The 14836-nt window shown below is 62.3% G+C and carries 14 protein-coding genes; 11 read left to right on the top strand and 3 right to left on the bottom strand.

All coding sequences use genetic code 11. From position 1 onward, the window contains the following. Window positions 1–45: 45 nt before the first annotated feature. Window positions 46–249: a hypothetical protein gene (locus FHX06_RS00970; RefSeq protein WP_112547103.1), complete on the bottom strand. Its 204-nt coding sequence runs from the start codon at window positions 247–249 to the stop codon at window positions 46–48. Window positions 250–540: 291 nt separating this feature from the next. Between FHX06_RS00970 and dusA the strand changes: the two genes are divergently transcribed. The 4 genes from dusA to FHX06_RS00990 all read left to right on the top strand — a co-directional run bounded on the left by dusA (window position 541) and on the right by FHX06_RS00990 (window position 3768). Continuing rightward, complete coding sequence (gene dusA, locus FHX06_RS00975) at window positions 541–1578, top strand: tRNA dihydrouridine(20/20a) synthase DusA (protein ID WP_183877704.1); 1038 nt, start codon at window positions 541–543, stop codon at window positions 1576–1578. Between the two features lie 136 nt (window positions 1579–1714). Further along, on the top strand, window positions 1715–2233 hold the full coding sequence (locus FHX06_RS00980; protein ID WP_018114544.1) for a DUF992 domain-containing protein: 519 nt from the start codon (window positions 1715–1717) through the stop codon (window positions 2231–2233). Between the two features lie 164 nt (window positions 2234–2397). After that, window positions 2398–2901: a GNAT family N-acetyltransferase gene (locus tag FHX06_RS00985; protein ID WP_183877706.1), complete on the top strand. Its 504-nt coding sequence runs from the start codon at window positions 2398–2400 to the stop codon at window positions 2899–2901. A gap of 27 nt (window positions 2902–2928) precedes the next feature. Next, complete coding sequence (locus FHX06_RS00990) at window positions 2929–3768, top strand: SDR family NAD(P)-dependent oxidoreductase (RefSeq protein WP_183846675.1); 840 nt, start codon at window positions 2929–2931, stop codon at window positions 3766–3768. A gap of 38 nt (window positions 3769–3806) precedes the next feature. Here FHX06_RS00990 and FHX06_RS00995 read toward each other — a convergent pair whose 3' ends face one another. Further along, a complete protein-coding gene (locus FHX06_RS00995; RefSeq protein ID WP_018114541.1) occupies window positions 3807–4346 on the bottom strand; it encodes a Pycsar system effector family protein in 540 nt (179 codons plus the stop codon). A 178-nt stretch (window positions 4347–4524) separates the two neighbouring features. Between FHX06_RS00995 and FHX06_RS01000 the strand changes: the two genes are divergently transcribed. From FHX06_RS01000 to FHX06_RS01015, 4 genes are all read left to right on the top strand, one after another. After that, entirely contained in the window at window positions 4525–8232 is a 3708-nt protein-coding gene (locus FHX06_RS01000; RefSeq protein WP_183877708.1) for a FecR domain-containing protein, read from the top strand. Next, window positions 8232–10256, top strand: coding sequence for an adenylate/guanylate cyclase domain-containing protein (locus FHX06_RS01005; protein ID WP_210300359.1), 2025 nt, complete (start codon window positions 8232–8234; stop codon window positions 10254–10256). The genes FHX06_RS01000 and FHX06_RS01005 overlap by 1 nt, the downstream gene beginning before the upstream one ends. 223 nt (window positions 10257–10479) lie before the next feature. Beyond that, window positions 10480–11172, top strand: coding sequence for a fumarylacetoacetate hydrolase family protein (locus FHX06_RS01010; RefSeq protein ID WP_113115312.1), 693 nt, complete (start codon window positions 10480–10482; stop codon window positions 11170–11172). Between the two features lie 10 nt (window positions 11173–11182). After that, window positions 11183–11713 carry a gamma carbonic anhydrase family protein gene (locus FHX06_RS01015; protein ID WP_183877710.1) on the top strand — a complete coding sequence of 177 codons (531 nt, stop codon included), beginning with the start codon at window positions 11183–11185 and terminating at the stop codon, window positions 11711–11713. Between the two features lie 37 nt (window positions 11714–11750). Here the strand turns inward: FHX06_RS01015 and FHX06_RS01020 are convergent, their stop codons facing one another. Next, the gene (locus tag FHX06_RS01020) at window positions 11751–12449 is read right to left on the bottom strand and encodes a DUF1223 domain-containing protein (protein WP_183877712.1); all 699 of its coding nucleotides are present in this window, start codon (window positions 12447–12449) and stop codon (window positions 11751–11753) included. A 223-nt stretch (window positions 12450–12672) separates the two neighbouring features. On the opposite strand from FHX06_RS01020, the gene FHX06_RS01025 reads away from it, so the two are divergent. From FHX06_RS01025 to FHX06_RS01035, 3 genes are all read left to right on the top strand, one after another. Continuing rightward, window positions 12673–13527, top strand: coding sequence for a cytochrome b/b6 domain-containing protein (locus tag FHX06_RS01025; protein WP_183877714.1), 855 nt, complete (start codon window positions 12673–12675; stop codon window positions 13525–13527). After that, complete coding sequence (locus FHX06_RS01030) at window positions 13524–14300, top strand: molybdopterin-binding protein (protein ID WP_112969485.1); 777 nt, start codon at window positions 13524–13526, stop codon at window positions 14298–14300. The genes FHX06_RS01025 and FHX06_RS01030 overlap by 4 nt, the downstream gene beginning before the upstream one ends. 94 nt (window positions 14301–14394) lie before the next feature. Next, on the top strand, window positions 14395–14667 hold the full coding sequence (locus FHX06_RS01035; RefSeq protein ID WP_112547111.1) for a hypothetical protein: 273 nt from the start codon (window positions 14395–14397) through the stop codon (window positions 14665–14667). Window positions 14668–14836 lie beyond the last annotated feature (169 nt).

The raw sequence follows: 14836 nt of genomic DNA on the forward strand, positions 1-14836 counted from the left end.
CCTCTATTTAAGGTGATTTGCCGCCATGACCGGGGCGCTGCCTGCCTATGCCGGCCTGATCACGGTCATGATGACGATATTGCCGGCTTCGTCCCTGGCGCTGTCTGTCGTCGCGATCACCTTGCCGGCAAATTCCGCCTCTGCCTCGGCAAACGCCTCCTTCACCAGCCGGAGCGTTTCCAGATAGGCGCTGTTGTCTCGCCTCGGCATCGCCAGCAATGCCTTGATCCCTGCGCTATCGTCGGTCATGACGCTGATTTTACTCCTTTGCGTGATCCCTATATTGGGAATATCGGGACCTTCCTTCGCTGCCTTCCGGGAAAACGGCACCTGCGTCAAGGGCGGGAGCACCCTCCGGCCAGATGACGGCAGACACCCTCGAATGCGCGATCTCGCTTTATCTCCATCTCTCATGTATAAGCCCTCGTCCCGTTGCCAAGCCCGGCGCCGGCCCATCACCGGCAAGGGCTTGCAGGATAAGGCCTCCGCTACGAGATAAGGCCACGGGACCCGCGACCTGACGAAAGAAGACTTGAGATCATGACCACGGCAAAGACGGCTGCATCCGAAGGCATTCAGCGCTATTTCAAGGCGCCGGTTTTCGCGGTTGCGCCGATGATCGACTGGACGGATCGCCACTGCCGCTATTTCCATCGCCAGATCAGCCGCAATGCCCTGCTCTATACGGAAATGGTCGTCGCCGACGCCATCATCCATGGCCCGCGGGAGCGCCTGCTCTCCTTCGATGCGGCTGAACATCCCGCCGCCCTGCAGCTCGGCGGCTCCGATCCGGCCAAGCTTGCAGAAGCCGTGCGCATTGCCGAGCCCTATGGTTATGACGAGATCAACCTCAATGTCGGCTGTCCCTCGGATCGCGTCCAGTCCGGCACGTTCGGCGCCTGCCTGATGCTGACGCCGGAAACGGTTGCCGAATGCGTCGCCGCCATGAAGAAGGTCGCAAACGTCCCGGTCACCGTCAAATGCCGCATCGGCGTCGACGAGCAGGAGCCGGAAGCGGCCCTGCCCGCGCTGATGACCCGCGTGCTCGATGCCGGCGCCGATGCCATCTGGATCCATGCCCGCAAGGCCTGGCTGAAGGGCCTGTCGCCGAAGGAAAACCGCGAGATCCCGCCGCTCGATTACGATATCGTCTATCGCATGAAGCAGCGCTTCCCCGATGTCTTCATCGGCATCAATGGCGGCATCCACACGCTGGATGAGGCAGAAGCTCACCTCGCCCATGTCGATGGCGTCATGCTCGGCCGCGCCGCCTATCAGAATGCCGCTATTCTCGCCGATGTCGACCAGCGCTTCTACGGCGCCCCCGCCTCCGAGCCCGACTGGAATGCGCTGCGCGACCGCATGATGGCCTATGCTGCCGGCCATATAGCTTCGGGTGGCCGCCTGCAGCATGTCGCCCGCCATATGGTCGGCCTCTTTACCGGCCTGCCCGGCGCCCGCCGCTACCGCCAGATCCTTTCGACCGATGCGGCAAAGCCGAATGCCGGCCCGGAAGTGATCGCCGCAGCCTTCGCCGCTGTCGATTTCTCGGGTGCGACGGAAGCCGTCAGCGCCTGAGGCTGGTCAGGACCATGCTGCGGCCATAGGCAATCATGCGCGAACAGACCGGTCCGTTTCCCTTCCATGTTTGAACGAAGTTCGGCTGAACGCGTTTATAACGATCCCCCACGAAGGAAGGTGAAAGGAACCGCTCATGAAAACCCTCATGATAACAGTCGCCGCCGCTTCCCTCGGCTTTGTCCCCGTGGCTGAGGCCGCGAGCCAGCATAAGCAGCCGAAACATGCCGCCCAGCAGGTCGCAAATGAGCCGCAGCAACGTCTCGGCACCCTCTCCTGCGTCGTTGCCGGCGGGGCCGGCATGATCATCGGCTCCAGCAAGGCGATCGATTGCAGCTTCAAGCAGAACACCGGCAAGGTCGAGCACTATTCCGGCACGATCGGCAAGCTCGGTCTTGATGTCGGGGTCACCGGCAAATCCTACCTCAGCTGGATCGTCGTCAACACCGCCCCCACCCGCGTCGGCGACGGCGCTCTTGCCGGCACCTATGTCGGCGCCTCTGCCGGCGCTTCCGTCGGCGTCGGTCTCGGAGCAAACGCGCTTGTGGGCGGCAGTTCGAAGAATTTCGCATTGCAGCCGCTCAGCGGCGAAACCGGAACCGGCGTCAACGTGGCCGCAGGCGTCTCTCGCCTCCAGCTGAAGGCAACGCGCTAAATCCTGCCGGCGGCGGCCACCGGTCGCCGCCGGTATTTTCCGCGACTACCCGACCGGACAATGCCCGCCGCGCGTTTCATCCGGCGCAAGCCGTCCTGCCCAGTGCCATTGGCGTTTCCCAGGAATTGTCGTAATCCGGTGCCCGATCTCAGGCAGGAACGGACATGCGGATCAGACAGGCAACTCGGGACGATTTCGACACCTTGCGATCGATAGAGTTGGCCTCTTTCGAAACGCTGCGCGCCACAGGTGCTGTCAGCGGAGAGCCGGAAGCAAGCAGCGACGCCGAACTACAGCACTATCTCGACCACGCCCTCCTCTATGCCGCATGCGATCAGGATGACATCCCCGTCGGCTATGCCGGCGCCTATGTCGCGGAGGGCTGCCTGCATATCGGCGAAATGGACGTTCATCCGGATTTCCAGAGAAAAGGCCTCGGCCGCAGGCTCATGGAAACGCTTCTTGCAGAAGGCCGTTTGCGAAAGCTTGCCGCGGCAACGCTGACGACAGACCGCCTCGCCCCCTTCAACGCGCCTTTCTATGCATCGCTTGGCTTTCGGCCCCTCGAAAAGGAAGAATGCTCCCCGCGCCTGCGGGCCATCCTCGATTCTGAAGCCGAAAAGGGCCTCGATCCGCTCCGCCGCATTGGCATGGTTCTGCCATTCTGATACTCGACATATGGGAGGCCAGCCAGCATGAAAGATGTCGTCGCGTTGATAACAGGCGCAAGCCGCGGTGTCGGCCGCGGGATTGCGCTTGCCTTGCTCGCCGAGGGCGCCACGGTCCACGTGACCGGCAGGACACGTTCGGAGGCGGAGGCAAGCGCTGGCAAACGCGCAGGCTCGCTGGAGGGCCTCGCGGTCGAGGCCGAGAACCTGCCCGGACGCCTGATCCTTCATCATTGCGACCACGGCAATGACGCCGAGACCGAGCGCGTGGCCGAAGAAATCAAAGCCGGCAGCAGGCTGGACATTCTCGTGAACAATGCATGGCCCGGCTATGAAAACATGGTCGAGGACGGCGATTTTACCTGGCCCCGCGCCTTCTGGGAGCAGCCCCTCTGGCGGTGGGACGCGATGATGGGCACCGCATTGCGGGCGGCCTTCCTGATGTCGCGTGCTCTGGCACCCGTCATGATCCAGGCGCAGCGCGGCCTGATCGTCAATATTTCCTTCTGGGCAGCGCAATTCTACGACGGCAACGCGATCTACGGCATGGCCAAGGCCGCTGCCGACAAGATGGCCGCAGACTTCGCCCATGATCTGCGCCCGCACAATGTCGCCGCCGTCGCCCTCTATCCCGGGCTGGTCCGCACCGAAGCGGTCATGCAGAACGCCGAATATTTCGACCTGTCCAATTCCGAGTCACCGCAATTCATCGGCCACGTCATATCAGGCCTTTGGCGAGACCAGGCGCTGATGTCGAAATCCGGTCATGTCCTGGTCGCGGCCGAGCTCGGCCAGGAATATGATATAGCCGACGTCAACGGCTATAGACCTGCTCCCCTCACAGCAGCGGACTTCGCCAAAAGCTGAAGTCATTGCCGGGAGCGACGGCAAGCCGGAGCGTGGCTTCAAGCCGCCACCAAGAGCAGCACGTAGGCCACGACCGTCACCATCAGGCCGCGAAACGCAATCGTTACGAAGCGGTATTTGCTGCGCGCGATGTGCGAGAGAATATCGGCATTTTCCACATACTGATCGAAGAGATAGCGTTCGTCGCGCCGGTTCGCCGCATCGTAGAAGGCGTCGCGATGCCTGGGCCACGCGCCCCAGAACATCGAGGTGGACTTGTCGAGCCGCCGCGGCAGCACGACGAGGATCGCCGCCAGAATCGAAAAGACCGAGGCCGCAGCCAGGAGCCCGGAAAAGAGAATGGCCTGCGGCGTGCCCTGCGCATAGCGCGCCCAGGTGAAGACCGCCCTCACTTCGACGGAGCTCACAAGAAAGGCGAGCATGAAAGTAAAGATATACGCAGCCTTCTGGTCCGATATCTTGATCTGATCGTAGAATATATCGTTGATTTTCTTGATATGGTCGAAATATTCCGAGTCGACATCGTCCGTAGACGGAGAGCTGGAAGGCAGCTCCGCAAAATTTTCAAACTCACTCAAAGGAAACCCCACCCCGCAATAGTGTTTCCCTAATAATACACTTGACCGCGAAAGCAAGAACACGTGTGCACCCGACTTGACTTTTACACCGCACTTGGCCAAACGGGGAAAAGATGCGGGGGTATCTGAAATGTCGGGGCTGAGGTCTGTTCTGTGCGCAAGTACGTCTCTTGTGCTCATGTCAACGTTACTTTCATTTCCGGTTGCGGCCGAACCGGTTCAGCGCTCGACGCCGGTTGCAGGCTCCGTCATCGCCCGCAAGACAGGCGAGGAAGTGCGTTTCGTCGATGTCACCAACTGGCGCGTCGTCGATCTCAACCAGGACCTGCTCGATGGCGACGTACTGCGCACCAACGCCACCGGCCAGCTCGCCATCCTCTTTTCCGACCACACGCAGATCCGCCTTGGCCGCAATTCCGCGCTGCAGGTCAAGAAGATGTCGGCGACCGGCGACACGATCCTTAACCTGCAATCCGGCACCATCTGGGCCCGCGCCCAGCGCGGCGGCCAGGGCCTGACCGTCGAAACCCCGGCCGCCGCCGCCGCTATCCGCGGCACTGACTGGACGATGACCGTCGAAGGCGCCAAGACCTCGATGATCGTGCTCGAAGGCCGCGTCTCGCTGACCAACCCGCAGGGCAGCGTCGATGTCAACGAGGGCGAAGGCGCTGTGGCCACCATCGGCCAGGCGCCGCACAAGCTCATCAGCGTCAATCCTGACGACCGCGAGCAGATGCTCTTCTATCTCGACCTGCGCGACGGGTTCGGCCTGATGCCCACTTCACCGCTGCGCGCCGACCGCATGGCGACGGAACGGCGCCGCCTGCTTGCCCTGCCGCCAGGGCGCCGCACAACGGAAGACTGGCTGGAGCTTGCCGAGGTGCAGAGCGCCTTCGACGGGCGTCAAGCCGCAGCTGCAACATTGCAGAACATCCGCGGCCGCAAACTGTCGGTGGCCCAGCAGGCGCGCGTCGACCTGCTCGATGCCACCATCGCCGGTTCCGAAAAGCGCTATGGCGACGCCGCAAAGCTTTTCGCCAGGGCGCTGCCGCATCTCGACCCGACACGCCGCAACATGGCGCAATATGGCGGCTATTTCGCCCGCTCGCTGGCCGACCCCTCTCATTTCGAACCGCCGCCGGCAAACACGACCGGTCCCTATGGCGCCATCATGCAGGCCTATACGACAGGCTTCCTGGAAAACCCGCGCGCCGCGATCGAGATCATCCGGAAAGCGGAACAGCGCTATCCCGACGATCCGACCCTGCCGGCAATCCGCGCCCAGCTGGCGCAACTCATCGACGACCGCGCCCAGATGAAGGAAGCAGCCGACCGCTCGCTGTCGCTCGATCCCGATCATCCGATGGCCCTTGCCGCCCGTGCCGGTTACAGGGCGGCCTATGAGAGCGATATCAACGGCGCGCTCGCGGACCTGAACCGCGCGATCGAACTTGCGCCCGGCGCCTCGGGCACGCTCAATTCGCTCGGCCTGCTGCAGAGTTCGCGTGATGCCAACGGCGAGGCGGAGGAAGCCTTCAAGAAGGCGATCGAGCTCGACCCGCAGGACCCGCTGCTGCATGCAAACCTTGCGATCCTCTATCTCGACCAGGCCCGCATGAAGGAGGCCAAGCGCGAGATCGACACCGCAATCGCCCTCGATCCGTCCTTCGATATCGCCCTGCTCGCCCGCGGCCGCTACTATCTGCAGACCGGCGAGCGCGACAAGGCGTTGGAAGATCTGCTCGCTGCCAGCACCGCCAATCCCGGTCACTCGCAATCGCAGCTGATGCTTGCCGCCGCCCATTACGAAAAGGGCGATCGCCTCCCCTCCGAACAGGCGCTCGACAATGCCAACCGTCTGGATGACAACGATCCTGTCATCTCCGCCTTCCGCACCGCCGTCGATATCGACGATTACAATGCCGATGGTGCGATCGCCAACGCGCAGGAATTCCTGCGCCGCTCGCGCGCCCGCGGCGGCGATTTCAGCGGCCTCGGCGCCAATGCCAGCGCCGGCTCGACGCTGAACAACGCCTTCCGCCTGCAGGGTCTGGATGCCTGGGGCCGCTACTACGGCGATGCCGTCTTCGATCCCTTCAAGGGCAGCAGCTATATCGACCAGTCGATCAAGGGCAGCATCTTCCCCTTCGTCAACGCGACGAGCTTCAGCGATGACAATATCATCCAGAACCGCGGCAATGCATCGAGCTACTCGTCCTTCATCCAGGGGCTGCTGCTCTCTCCCCACGTGCTGTCCGGCCGTTCACGCGCAGCAACGCTGTTCGACGTGCCCTTCATCGAAGGCTCGGTCGGCGGCGGCATCAACAGCGTCGATGGCCATACGCGCCGTACCGGCGAAGCCGATATCCAGGGCTATTCGAACAGCACGATTCCGATCAGCTTCTACGGCAACCTGACCTGGGAGGAGCTCGCGCTCGACGGCACCTATTCCAGCTTCGGTGGCTATGCGACCGAGAACAAGCTGCTCGGTGGCAACGGCTATATAACGGCGACCGTGACGCCCGACGATCGTGTGGTGGCTTATGTCAACCATGCCAAGAACGACGGAACGCTGAATGCGCTGTCACAGGGCACGGCGCTGACGGATTTCCTCAATCTTTTTGGCGCCGGCCTTCCGGATATCGTGACCTCGCAATATTCCACTCGGCTCGTGGATGCCGAGATAACCAATGCCGGTATCGGCTGGAGCCATACGTTCGGCTACGAAAACATCCTGAACGGCGCCATCCTCTATTCGGAAACCAAGTCGAAGACAGAAAACTTCCTGAGCGTGGATGATGCACCGCTCTTCGGCCTGCCCGATCCGGACGTCATCCCCTTCCTGGACGGGACGGAGGAAACATCCTCGAAGACCTATATCGGAGCCCTGAGCCATTCCATCGGCAACGGTCCCCTGACGTGGCGATACGGCATTGAAGGCGGCTGGATCGATGGCAGTACGACCACGTCCTCTCGTCTGCATGAACTCTTTCCCAGATTTCCGGTTCTCCCGGCAACCACCGACGGCCCGAACACCGTCAGCAACACCGTCAATATCGGTCGCGCCTATATCGACGTTCTGCACGACATTACCCCCGATCTCAAAGGCGAATACGCTCTCTTTGGAACCCGCATGGAAGGCGACGGCGTCGATATAAGCCGGCTGGAACCGCGCTTCGGCCTTGCCTGGGCACCGGTCCAGAACCATTGGCTGCGCGCCGCCTTCATGCGCCAGAGCCTCGATCTCGGCGTTCCCACCCTTGCCCCGATCGGCATTCTTGGTCTGCAGGCAAATCAGTTTTCGGTCAGTGCCGAAGGTTATGCGGACACGGCAGCCTTCCAGTGGGACGCAGAGTGGACCGACAAATTCTTTACCTCGGTCGAATACCAGCACCAGGAGCTGCATGATTTCTCGATCGACCTGCCGTTGATCGCCCTTCCGGCGATCGAGAGCCTGCCGCTCTCGCGCGGCTCGATCGATCGCGCCGCCGTCACCGCCAACGTTGCGCTCGGCGCAGGTTTTGGCCTCTCGGCCACCTACGCCTATATGGATTCCGAAAACAAGGATCCGGGAACGCTGAATTTCGGTGGCAACCTGCCATATATCCCGCAAAACTCCGGCCAGATCGCGCTAACCTGGGTCAATGAAGCCAAGGTCAAGGCCACCGTCGCCGCCAACTATATCGGCGAGCGACACGGCGACGATATCGGCACCAAGCTCGACGACTACTGGAGCCTCGACGCCCATCTGATCTGGGAGCCCTTCGACAAGCGCATCGCGCTCGAAGCCGCGGCCTACAATCTTCTCGACGAGGACTTCGAGATCACTCCCGGTGTGCCCGGCTGGGGCCGCGCCTTCAAGGGCAGCCTGAAGATCCGCTTCTGATGATGGCGCGCCCGACCGCCCTGCAACGGCTTCAGGCAGAGCGCCCCATCGACACAGGCCGACAGCAGCGCCCGCCCGGCTGGCCTTTCTCCAGCCGCGGCATCCGTCTTCTCGTGCTGGCCCTGGTCACGCTGGTCACGATTTCGCTGATCTCCCGCCTGCCCGCCTGGGCGCTGACGGAACTGCGCACCTTCGACTATCTCTCCACGATCGACGATCCCTCGCCGCCGGCCGGCGGCCCGATCATCGTGGCGATCGACGAGCCGGCGCTTGCCGATATCAACGCCCAGTGGCCCTGGCCGCGCAGCCTGCATGCCGAGCTCGTCAAGCAGTTGCGCGCCGCCGGCGCAAAGGCCATCGCGCTCGACATCATCATGGCCGAGCCTTCGACGGCTGAAAACGATCAGGCGATAACCTCCGCCGTCGGCCCGGACATCGTGCTTGCCGGCGACGAAACGTTGATCGAGGCGCCGCAGGCCGATCAGCTGGTGCGCACCACGCCGCTGCCGCAGATGACGGAAGCCGGCGCGCGCACCGGCATCGCCTCGATCGCGCTGAGTGGCGATGGCATCTTCCGCAACATTCCATCCTATGAGGATGGGTTTGCCATGGAGCTTGCAAAGGCCGCGGGCATGAAGGCGCCGCATCTGCCGGCAGGCGCGCTCGTCCAGTCCCTCGGCCCGGCCCGCTCCTATCCCACCGTTTCCTATTATCAGGCGCTCGACCCGAAGAATTTCCTGCCGCCCGATATCTTCAAGGATCGCGTCGTGCTGGTCGGCCTCAGCCTGCAGAATGCGCCCGAGATCGACCAGGGCGGCGTCGATGCCTATGCCACGCCCTACACCGTTCACACCGGCAAGCTCATCTCCGGCGTCGAGGTGCAGGCCACCATCTACGATAATATCGTTCATGGCCTCGCCATCAATGAAGCCGGCCTGCCGGTCGTTTCGATCTGCATCCTCGTTGCCGTCGCGCTCGCCGCCGCGACGGTCTGGAAGGCCACGAGCTGGCGCACGCTGGTCGCGACCGCCGCCGCCGTCCTTGCCTTCGCCGCGGCAAGCTATGCCGGCATTCGCTTCACCCATGTCTTCGTCTCGCCGCTCGGGCCGACCGTCGCCTTTATCGCCGTCGCCTTCGGCCAGGCAGCCTTCGACTATGCGCAGGAGCGCCACCAGAAGCGCCAGATCACGCTCGCCTTTGCCCAATATATCTCGCCCGATCTCGTCAGGCGCCTCTCCAACGATCCCTCGCAGCTGAAGCTCGGCGGCGAGCGGCGAACCCTGACCGTCCTGTTCTCAGACGTACGCGGCTTCACCACCATTGCCGAGACCATGAAGGACGATCCCGAGCAGCTGACGACGCTCATCAACCGGCTGCTGACGCCGCTCTCGGATGTCGTCATGGACCATGGCGGCACGATCGACAAATATATGGGCGATTGCATCATGGCCTTCTGGAATGCGCCGCTCGACGACCCCGACCATGCCCTGCATGCGGTCAAGGCGTCGATCGCCATGCAGGATGCGATCGGCACGCTGAACCGCGAGCTGGAGCGGGAAGTGGCCGCCACCGGCCGGCCGCTGCATATCCTGAAAATGGGCGTCGGCATCAATACCGGCGAATGCATCGTCGGCAATATGGGCTCGACCCGGCGCTTCGACTATTCCTGCCTCGGCGACAGCGTCAATCTCGCCTCACGCCTGGAAGGCGCCTCGAAGAACTATGGCGTGGCATTGCTGCTCGGCGAGGAAACCGCCCGCCTCGTGGCCGAACATTACGCTGTTGTCGAACTCGACCGCATCATCGTCAAGGGCCGCACCGTGCCCTCGCCCGTCTTCACGGTGCTCTACGGCTCGCACCGCGCGGCGCTCCCGGAGCATAACGCCTTCCTCGATGCAAAATACGCGGGCACGCTCAGCATCTCCGACCCCGCCTTCGACACCCTGCCGAAGGCCATTCCTGAGCTTTCGGCCTATTACGCATTGGTGCGCGGCAGCCTCGCACAGGACATCGCGGCCCCCTAGAGCGATTAAAGCCAAAAAGCGCAGCGGTTTCCGGTCAGAACAAAGGTGGTTCCTTCCGCGCCTTTTGCAGTTGGAAGCGCGTCGCGATCTTTCATATCCGCCTGCCGCGCTCTAGTTCTTCGTCTTGCGCATGTCGTTATCGCAAAACCGCCGCGCAGTTTTGCGCGACATGCTTTACGATATCGCCAGACTCGCCCAGATCAATCAGCCAAGAAGTCCCATCATGTCCCTTCCCGCCACCGTCATTCCACTCCCGCAGCCTGTTCTCCTGCCCGTCGAAGGCAGCGCCGAGGCCTTTCCGGTCCGCCGCGTCTATTGCGTCGGCCGCAACTATGCCGATCACGCCATCGAAATGGGCCATGACCCGAACCGGGAGCCGCCCTTCTTCTTCCAGAAGAACGCTGACAACCTCTTCTCCGGCAGGGATTTCCCCTATCCGCCGCTGTCGAATGACGTGCATTTCGAGGTCGAATGCGTGCTGGCGCTGAAGGCCGGCGGCGCCGATATACCCTCGGAAAAAGCGCTCGACTGTATCTATGGCTACGGCGTCGGCATCGATTTCACCCGCCGCGACCTGCAGGCCGAAGCCAAGAAACTCGGCCGCCCGTGGGAGCTCGCCAAGGCCTTCGAACATTCCGCCCCGGTCTCGCCACTCGTCCCCGCGAGCCGCCTCGGACATCCCGTAAATGGCCGCGTCTGGCTTGATGTCAACGGCGTCCGCAAACAGGACGGCGACTTAAACCAGATGATCTGGAAAGTCCCGGAAATCATTGCAGAGCTTTCGAAACTCTTCGTTCTGGCGCCTGGCGATATCATCATGACCGGCACACCCGCCGGTGTTGCCGCCATCAACAAGGGCGACAGCATTTCCTGCGGCGTCGATGGCATTGCGACGCTCTCGCTGAACGTGGTCTGAGGAGGAAGACATGGCAATCTATGCGCTCGGAGGCCAGCACCCGAAACTGCCGCCGCACGGCACCTTCTGGATCGCCCCCGAAGCGCATGTGATCGGCCATGTGGAACTCGCCGAAGAGGTCGGTATCTGGTTCGGTGCCGTCCTGCGCGGCGACAACGAACCCATCGTCATCGGCAAGGCCACCAACTTGCAGGAAGGCGTCATGGTCCACACCGACCCCGGCTTCCCCACCACGATCGGCGATCACTGCACCATCGGCCACCACGCCATCATCCACGGCTGCACGATTGGCAACAACACCCTCATCGGCATGGGAGCCACCATCCTGAACGGCGCCAGGATCGGAAACAACTGCCTCGTCGGCGCCAATGCGCTCATCACCGAAGGCAAGGAATTCCCCGACAATTCCCTTATCGTCGGCTCACCCGCCCAGGCGATCCGCACGCTGGACGATGAGGCGATCGCGAAGATCACCCAGTCCGCAAAGAAATATGTCGGCAACTGGCAGCGCTTTGCGCGGGATCTCGAGCGGATCGATTGATAGCCGACCGCGGGCGGATCTGACAGCGAGGCGGTTTTCAGTCGGTCGTTGCGGCGAGAATCCTGCCGCCCCTCGGCTCCTGGACGATGACGGCGCTCTTGAGGTCGCCGGCGGCAGCCGGGATCGGCAGCCTCACCATCTTGCCGTCCCAGGTGCCGAGACGCGTCAATTCGTGCACGACATGGGCGTGCGGCAATGTCTCGCCTGCATTCTCGCCTCTGGCGACCGGAACCTGCACGGTGCCCGGAGCGTAGCGGACGAGCCAGACGTCGGCCGGAGCGCTCCGGCCCTTCGCAGCGTCGATGACAGCCACGTTCGGGGCCAGCGCGATCCCGGGGCCTGACAGTGCGGGCTCGGACGCGATCACGCGCCGGATCTGGTTGAGATCATAGCCGACGGTCGACTGGTGACCGTTGACGACCATCTGCGGCGTGAAAGGGCCGGATTGGCCGAGTGCGGGCTCGTAGGTCACCTGCCGCTCGGTGAATTCCTTCTTCCCGAAAATGTCCTTCCATCCGAGATAGTCCCAATAAGTCACCGAGAAGCTTAGCGCGAGCACATCAGGATCGTTGCTGAGCCTGACGAGATTGGCATTGGCCGGAGGGCATGAGGAACAGCCCTGGCTGGTGAACAGTTCGACGACCGCAGGCGATTGCCCGGCGGAGGCCTGAGAGGTGGAACCAAGGCCGAAGATTGCGGCGATGATCGCAAGATTGAACGGGGCTGAATATGTCATGGCGGTGCTCCCTGATGATCTGCATCTCGTTCTCCTTCGCAGGCGGAACACCATTCGTTACAGCCTCACGCACTTGTGACGGTGTCCGGAAAGCCGCACCGCCAGCCTTTCCGGGCCAAAGTCTCCGGCCGCAGCGAAAAAACTTCGGGACGCCTGTAACAAATCCCGCTTCGCCTACGTACATGCAGTAGGGGCGTGACGGTATCGGACATCGAAAACGATCATGGCAACACTCGACGATCACAGCCAGGCCACTCCAGCAGGCCCGACGATAACAGTCATCCGCCGGCACTCGCTGGCAACCCGCATTACACACTGGATCAACGTTCTCTGTCTCAGCCTGCTTTTGATGAGCGGGCTGCAGATTTTCAATGCCCACCCGGCGCTTTACTGGGGCCAGTACGGTGCGGATGCAGACCCGTCCTGGCTGTCGATCGGCGCCGTCGATGGCGGCACGCGCGGCGTGCTTCGCATCGGCAATCTGCAGATCACCACGACAGGCGTTCTCGGCGTTTCGGGAACGGGCGATAACGCAACCGAGCGTGGCTTCCCTTCCTGGATCACCATTCCGAGCTACCAGGATCTAGCAACCGGCCGCCGCTGGCATCTGTTCTTTGCCTGGCTCTTCGTCATCAACGGATCGATCTATGCGCTCATCGGCTTTCTGTCAGGCCATTTCCGACGCGATCTGGCGCCGAGCGGCGAAGAGATCTCGCCGCACCATCTGGGACAGGAGATCGCCGACCACGCGCGCCTGCGCTTCCCGAAGGGTGAAAAGGCAAGGCGTTACAATGTGCTGCAGAAGCTCGCCTACCTGATCGTCATCTTCATCCTGCTGCCGCTGATGTTTGCAACGGGCTTGACCATGTCACCCGCCATGGATGCCGGCTATCCCTTCCTGCTCGACCTTTTCGGCGGCAGGCAAACGGCCCGGTCGATCCACTTCATCTGCGCCTGGTCGATCGTCCTCTTCGTTTTCGTGCATATCGCCATGGTGATCCTGTCCGGCCTCTGGAACAACATGCGCTCGATGATAACGGGCCGCTACGTGATCGAAACCGAAAGGGACGATCGATGACCTTCTCCATTACACGCCGCGGCCTGCTGATCGGATCGGCTGCCGGACTCGGTGCATTCGGCCTGACCGGCTGCGACGATGTCGTCCAGAACCCCAATGTCCAGTCCGTTCTCGACATGGCCGAGACGCTGACGATGAAAAGCCAGCGGCTGCTCGTTCCCAAGGACAAGCTGGCGCCTGAATATTCCGAAGCCGATATCTCGCCGACATTCCGGCCGAACGGTACCAGCCAGCCAGACAGCGAAGCCTATGCGCAGATGATGGCAACCGGCTTCGCCAACTGGCGACTGAAGATTGACGGGTTGGTAGAGCGTCCCGTCGAGCTTTCGCTCGCAGATCTGAAGAAGCTGCCCTCGCGCACCCAGATCACCCGCCACGACTGCGTCGAGGGTTGGAGCGCGATCGGCAAGTGGACGGGCGCGCAGCTCGGACCGCTCCTGCAGAGCGTGGGGCTGAAACCCCAAGCCCGCTATGCCGTCTTCTACTGCGCAGACCAGCTCGAACAGACGCTGGACGGCAGCGGAACCTATTACGAAAGCATCGATCTCATCGACGCCTTCCACCCGCAGACCATCCTCGCCTACCAGATGAACGGCAAGGATCTGGAGGTCGCCCACGGCGCCCCGCTTCGCCTGCGCGTCGAGCGCCAGCTTGGCTACAAGCATGCCAAATACCTGATGCGGATCGAGATGAAGGACAGCTTCGCCGGCCTGTGGGGCGGCAAGGGCGGCTTCTGGGAAGACCGGGGCTACGAATGGTACGCCGGAATCTAGGCACTCGTGCCCCGAACAGTCTTACTGCGGGACAGTCTTGCCGCGCGACAGACTTGCAAAGGGCAATGGCGCCCGCAAGGAGGAGGAGAAGACCATGTTGAAATGCACAGCAGCAGCAATCGTCCTCGCAGCAGCGTCCGCGCTGCCTGCCTTTGCACAGGACGCGATGATGTCGGCGAAGTGCGACGAGGCTTCGATGATGAAAATGCAGGCCGACATGGATGCCATGACGGATCCCGCCATGAAGGAAAAGAAGGAAATGGCGTCCAAGGAAATGATGATGGCCAAGGATTCCATGAAGGCCAACAAGATGGAAGAATGCAAGACGCACATGGAAAAAGCCATGAAAAGCATGAGCAACATGTGAAGCCTGCCGGACAGATGCGGGCGGCCCTGGGGGCTGCCCGCGGCATGAACGCCGCTGCGCGATCGGCGGCAACCGCCCCACCGGCGCCAATGTGTTCGCCGCTGAACTAACGGAATTCCCAGACAACGGCCTGATCGCCGGCTCACCCGGCCATGCCATCCCTTACGCT

The organism is Rhizobium sp. BK512 (assembly GCF_014194915.1).
Lineage (GTDB): Bacteria > Pseudomonadota > Alphaproteobacteria > Rhizobiales > Rhizobiaceae > Rhizobium.

What these genes read in the sequence shown, in the direction of transcription:
- FHX06_RS01020 (WP_183877712.1), bottom strand. Translation starts at nt 12,449, where the DNA reads ATGACATATTCAGCCCCGTTCAATCTTGCGATCATCGCCGCAATCTTC.
- FHX06_RS00990 (WP_183846675.1), top strand. Translation starts at nt 2,929, where the DNA reads ATGAAAGATGTCGTCGCGTTGATAACAGGCGCAAGCCGCGGTGTCGGC.
- FHX06_RS01030 (WP_112969485.1), top strand. Translation starts at nt 13,524, where the DNA reads ATGACCTTCTCCATTACACGCCGCGGCCTGCTGATCGGATCGGCTGCC.
- FHX06_RS01005 (WP_210300359.1), top strand. Translation starts at nt 8,232, where the DNA reads ATGATGGCGCGCCCGACCGCCCTGCAACGGCTTCAGGCAGAGCGCCCC.
- FHX06_RS00970 (WP_112547103.1), bottom strand. Translation starts at nt 249, where the DNA reads ATGACCGACGATAGCGCAGGGATCAAGGCATTGCTGGCGATGCCGAGG.
- FHX06_RS01015 (WP_183877710.1), top strand. Translation starts at nt 11,183, where the DNA reads ATGGCAATCTATGCGCTCGGAGGCCAGCACCCGAAACTGCCGCCGCAC.
- FHX06_RS00985 (WP_183877706.1), top strand. Translation starts at nt 2,398, where the DNA reads ATGCGGATCAGACAGGCAACTCGGGACGATTTCGACACCTTGCGATCG.
- FHX06_RS01035 (WP_112547111.1), top strand. Translation starts at nt 14,395, where the DNA reads ATGTTGAAATGCACAGCAGCAGCAATCGTCCTCGCAGCAGCGTCCGCG.
- FHX06_RS01010 (WP_113115312.1), top strand. Translation starts at nt 10,480, where the DNA reads ATGTCCCTTCCCGCCACCGTCATTCCACTCCCGCAGCCTGTTCTCCTG.
- FHX06_RS01000 (WP_183877708.1), top strand. Translation starts at nt 4,525, where the DNA reads ATGTCAACGTTACTTTCATTTCCGGTTGCGGCCGAACCGGTTCAGCGC.
- FHX06_RS00980 (WP_018114544.1), top strand. Translation starts at nt 1,715, where the DNA reads ATGAAAACCCTCATGATAACAGTCGCCGCCGCTTCCCTCGGCTTTGTC.
- FHX06_RS01025 (WP_183877714.1), top strand. Translation starts at nt 12,673, where the DNA reads ATGGCAACACTCGACGATCACAGCCAGGCCACTCCAGCAGGCCCGACG.
- dusA (WP_183877704.1), top strand. Translation starts at nt 541, where the DNA reads ATGACCACGGCAAAGACGGCTGCATCCGAAGGCATTCAGCGCTATTTC.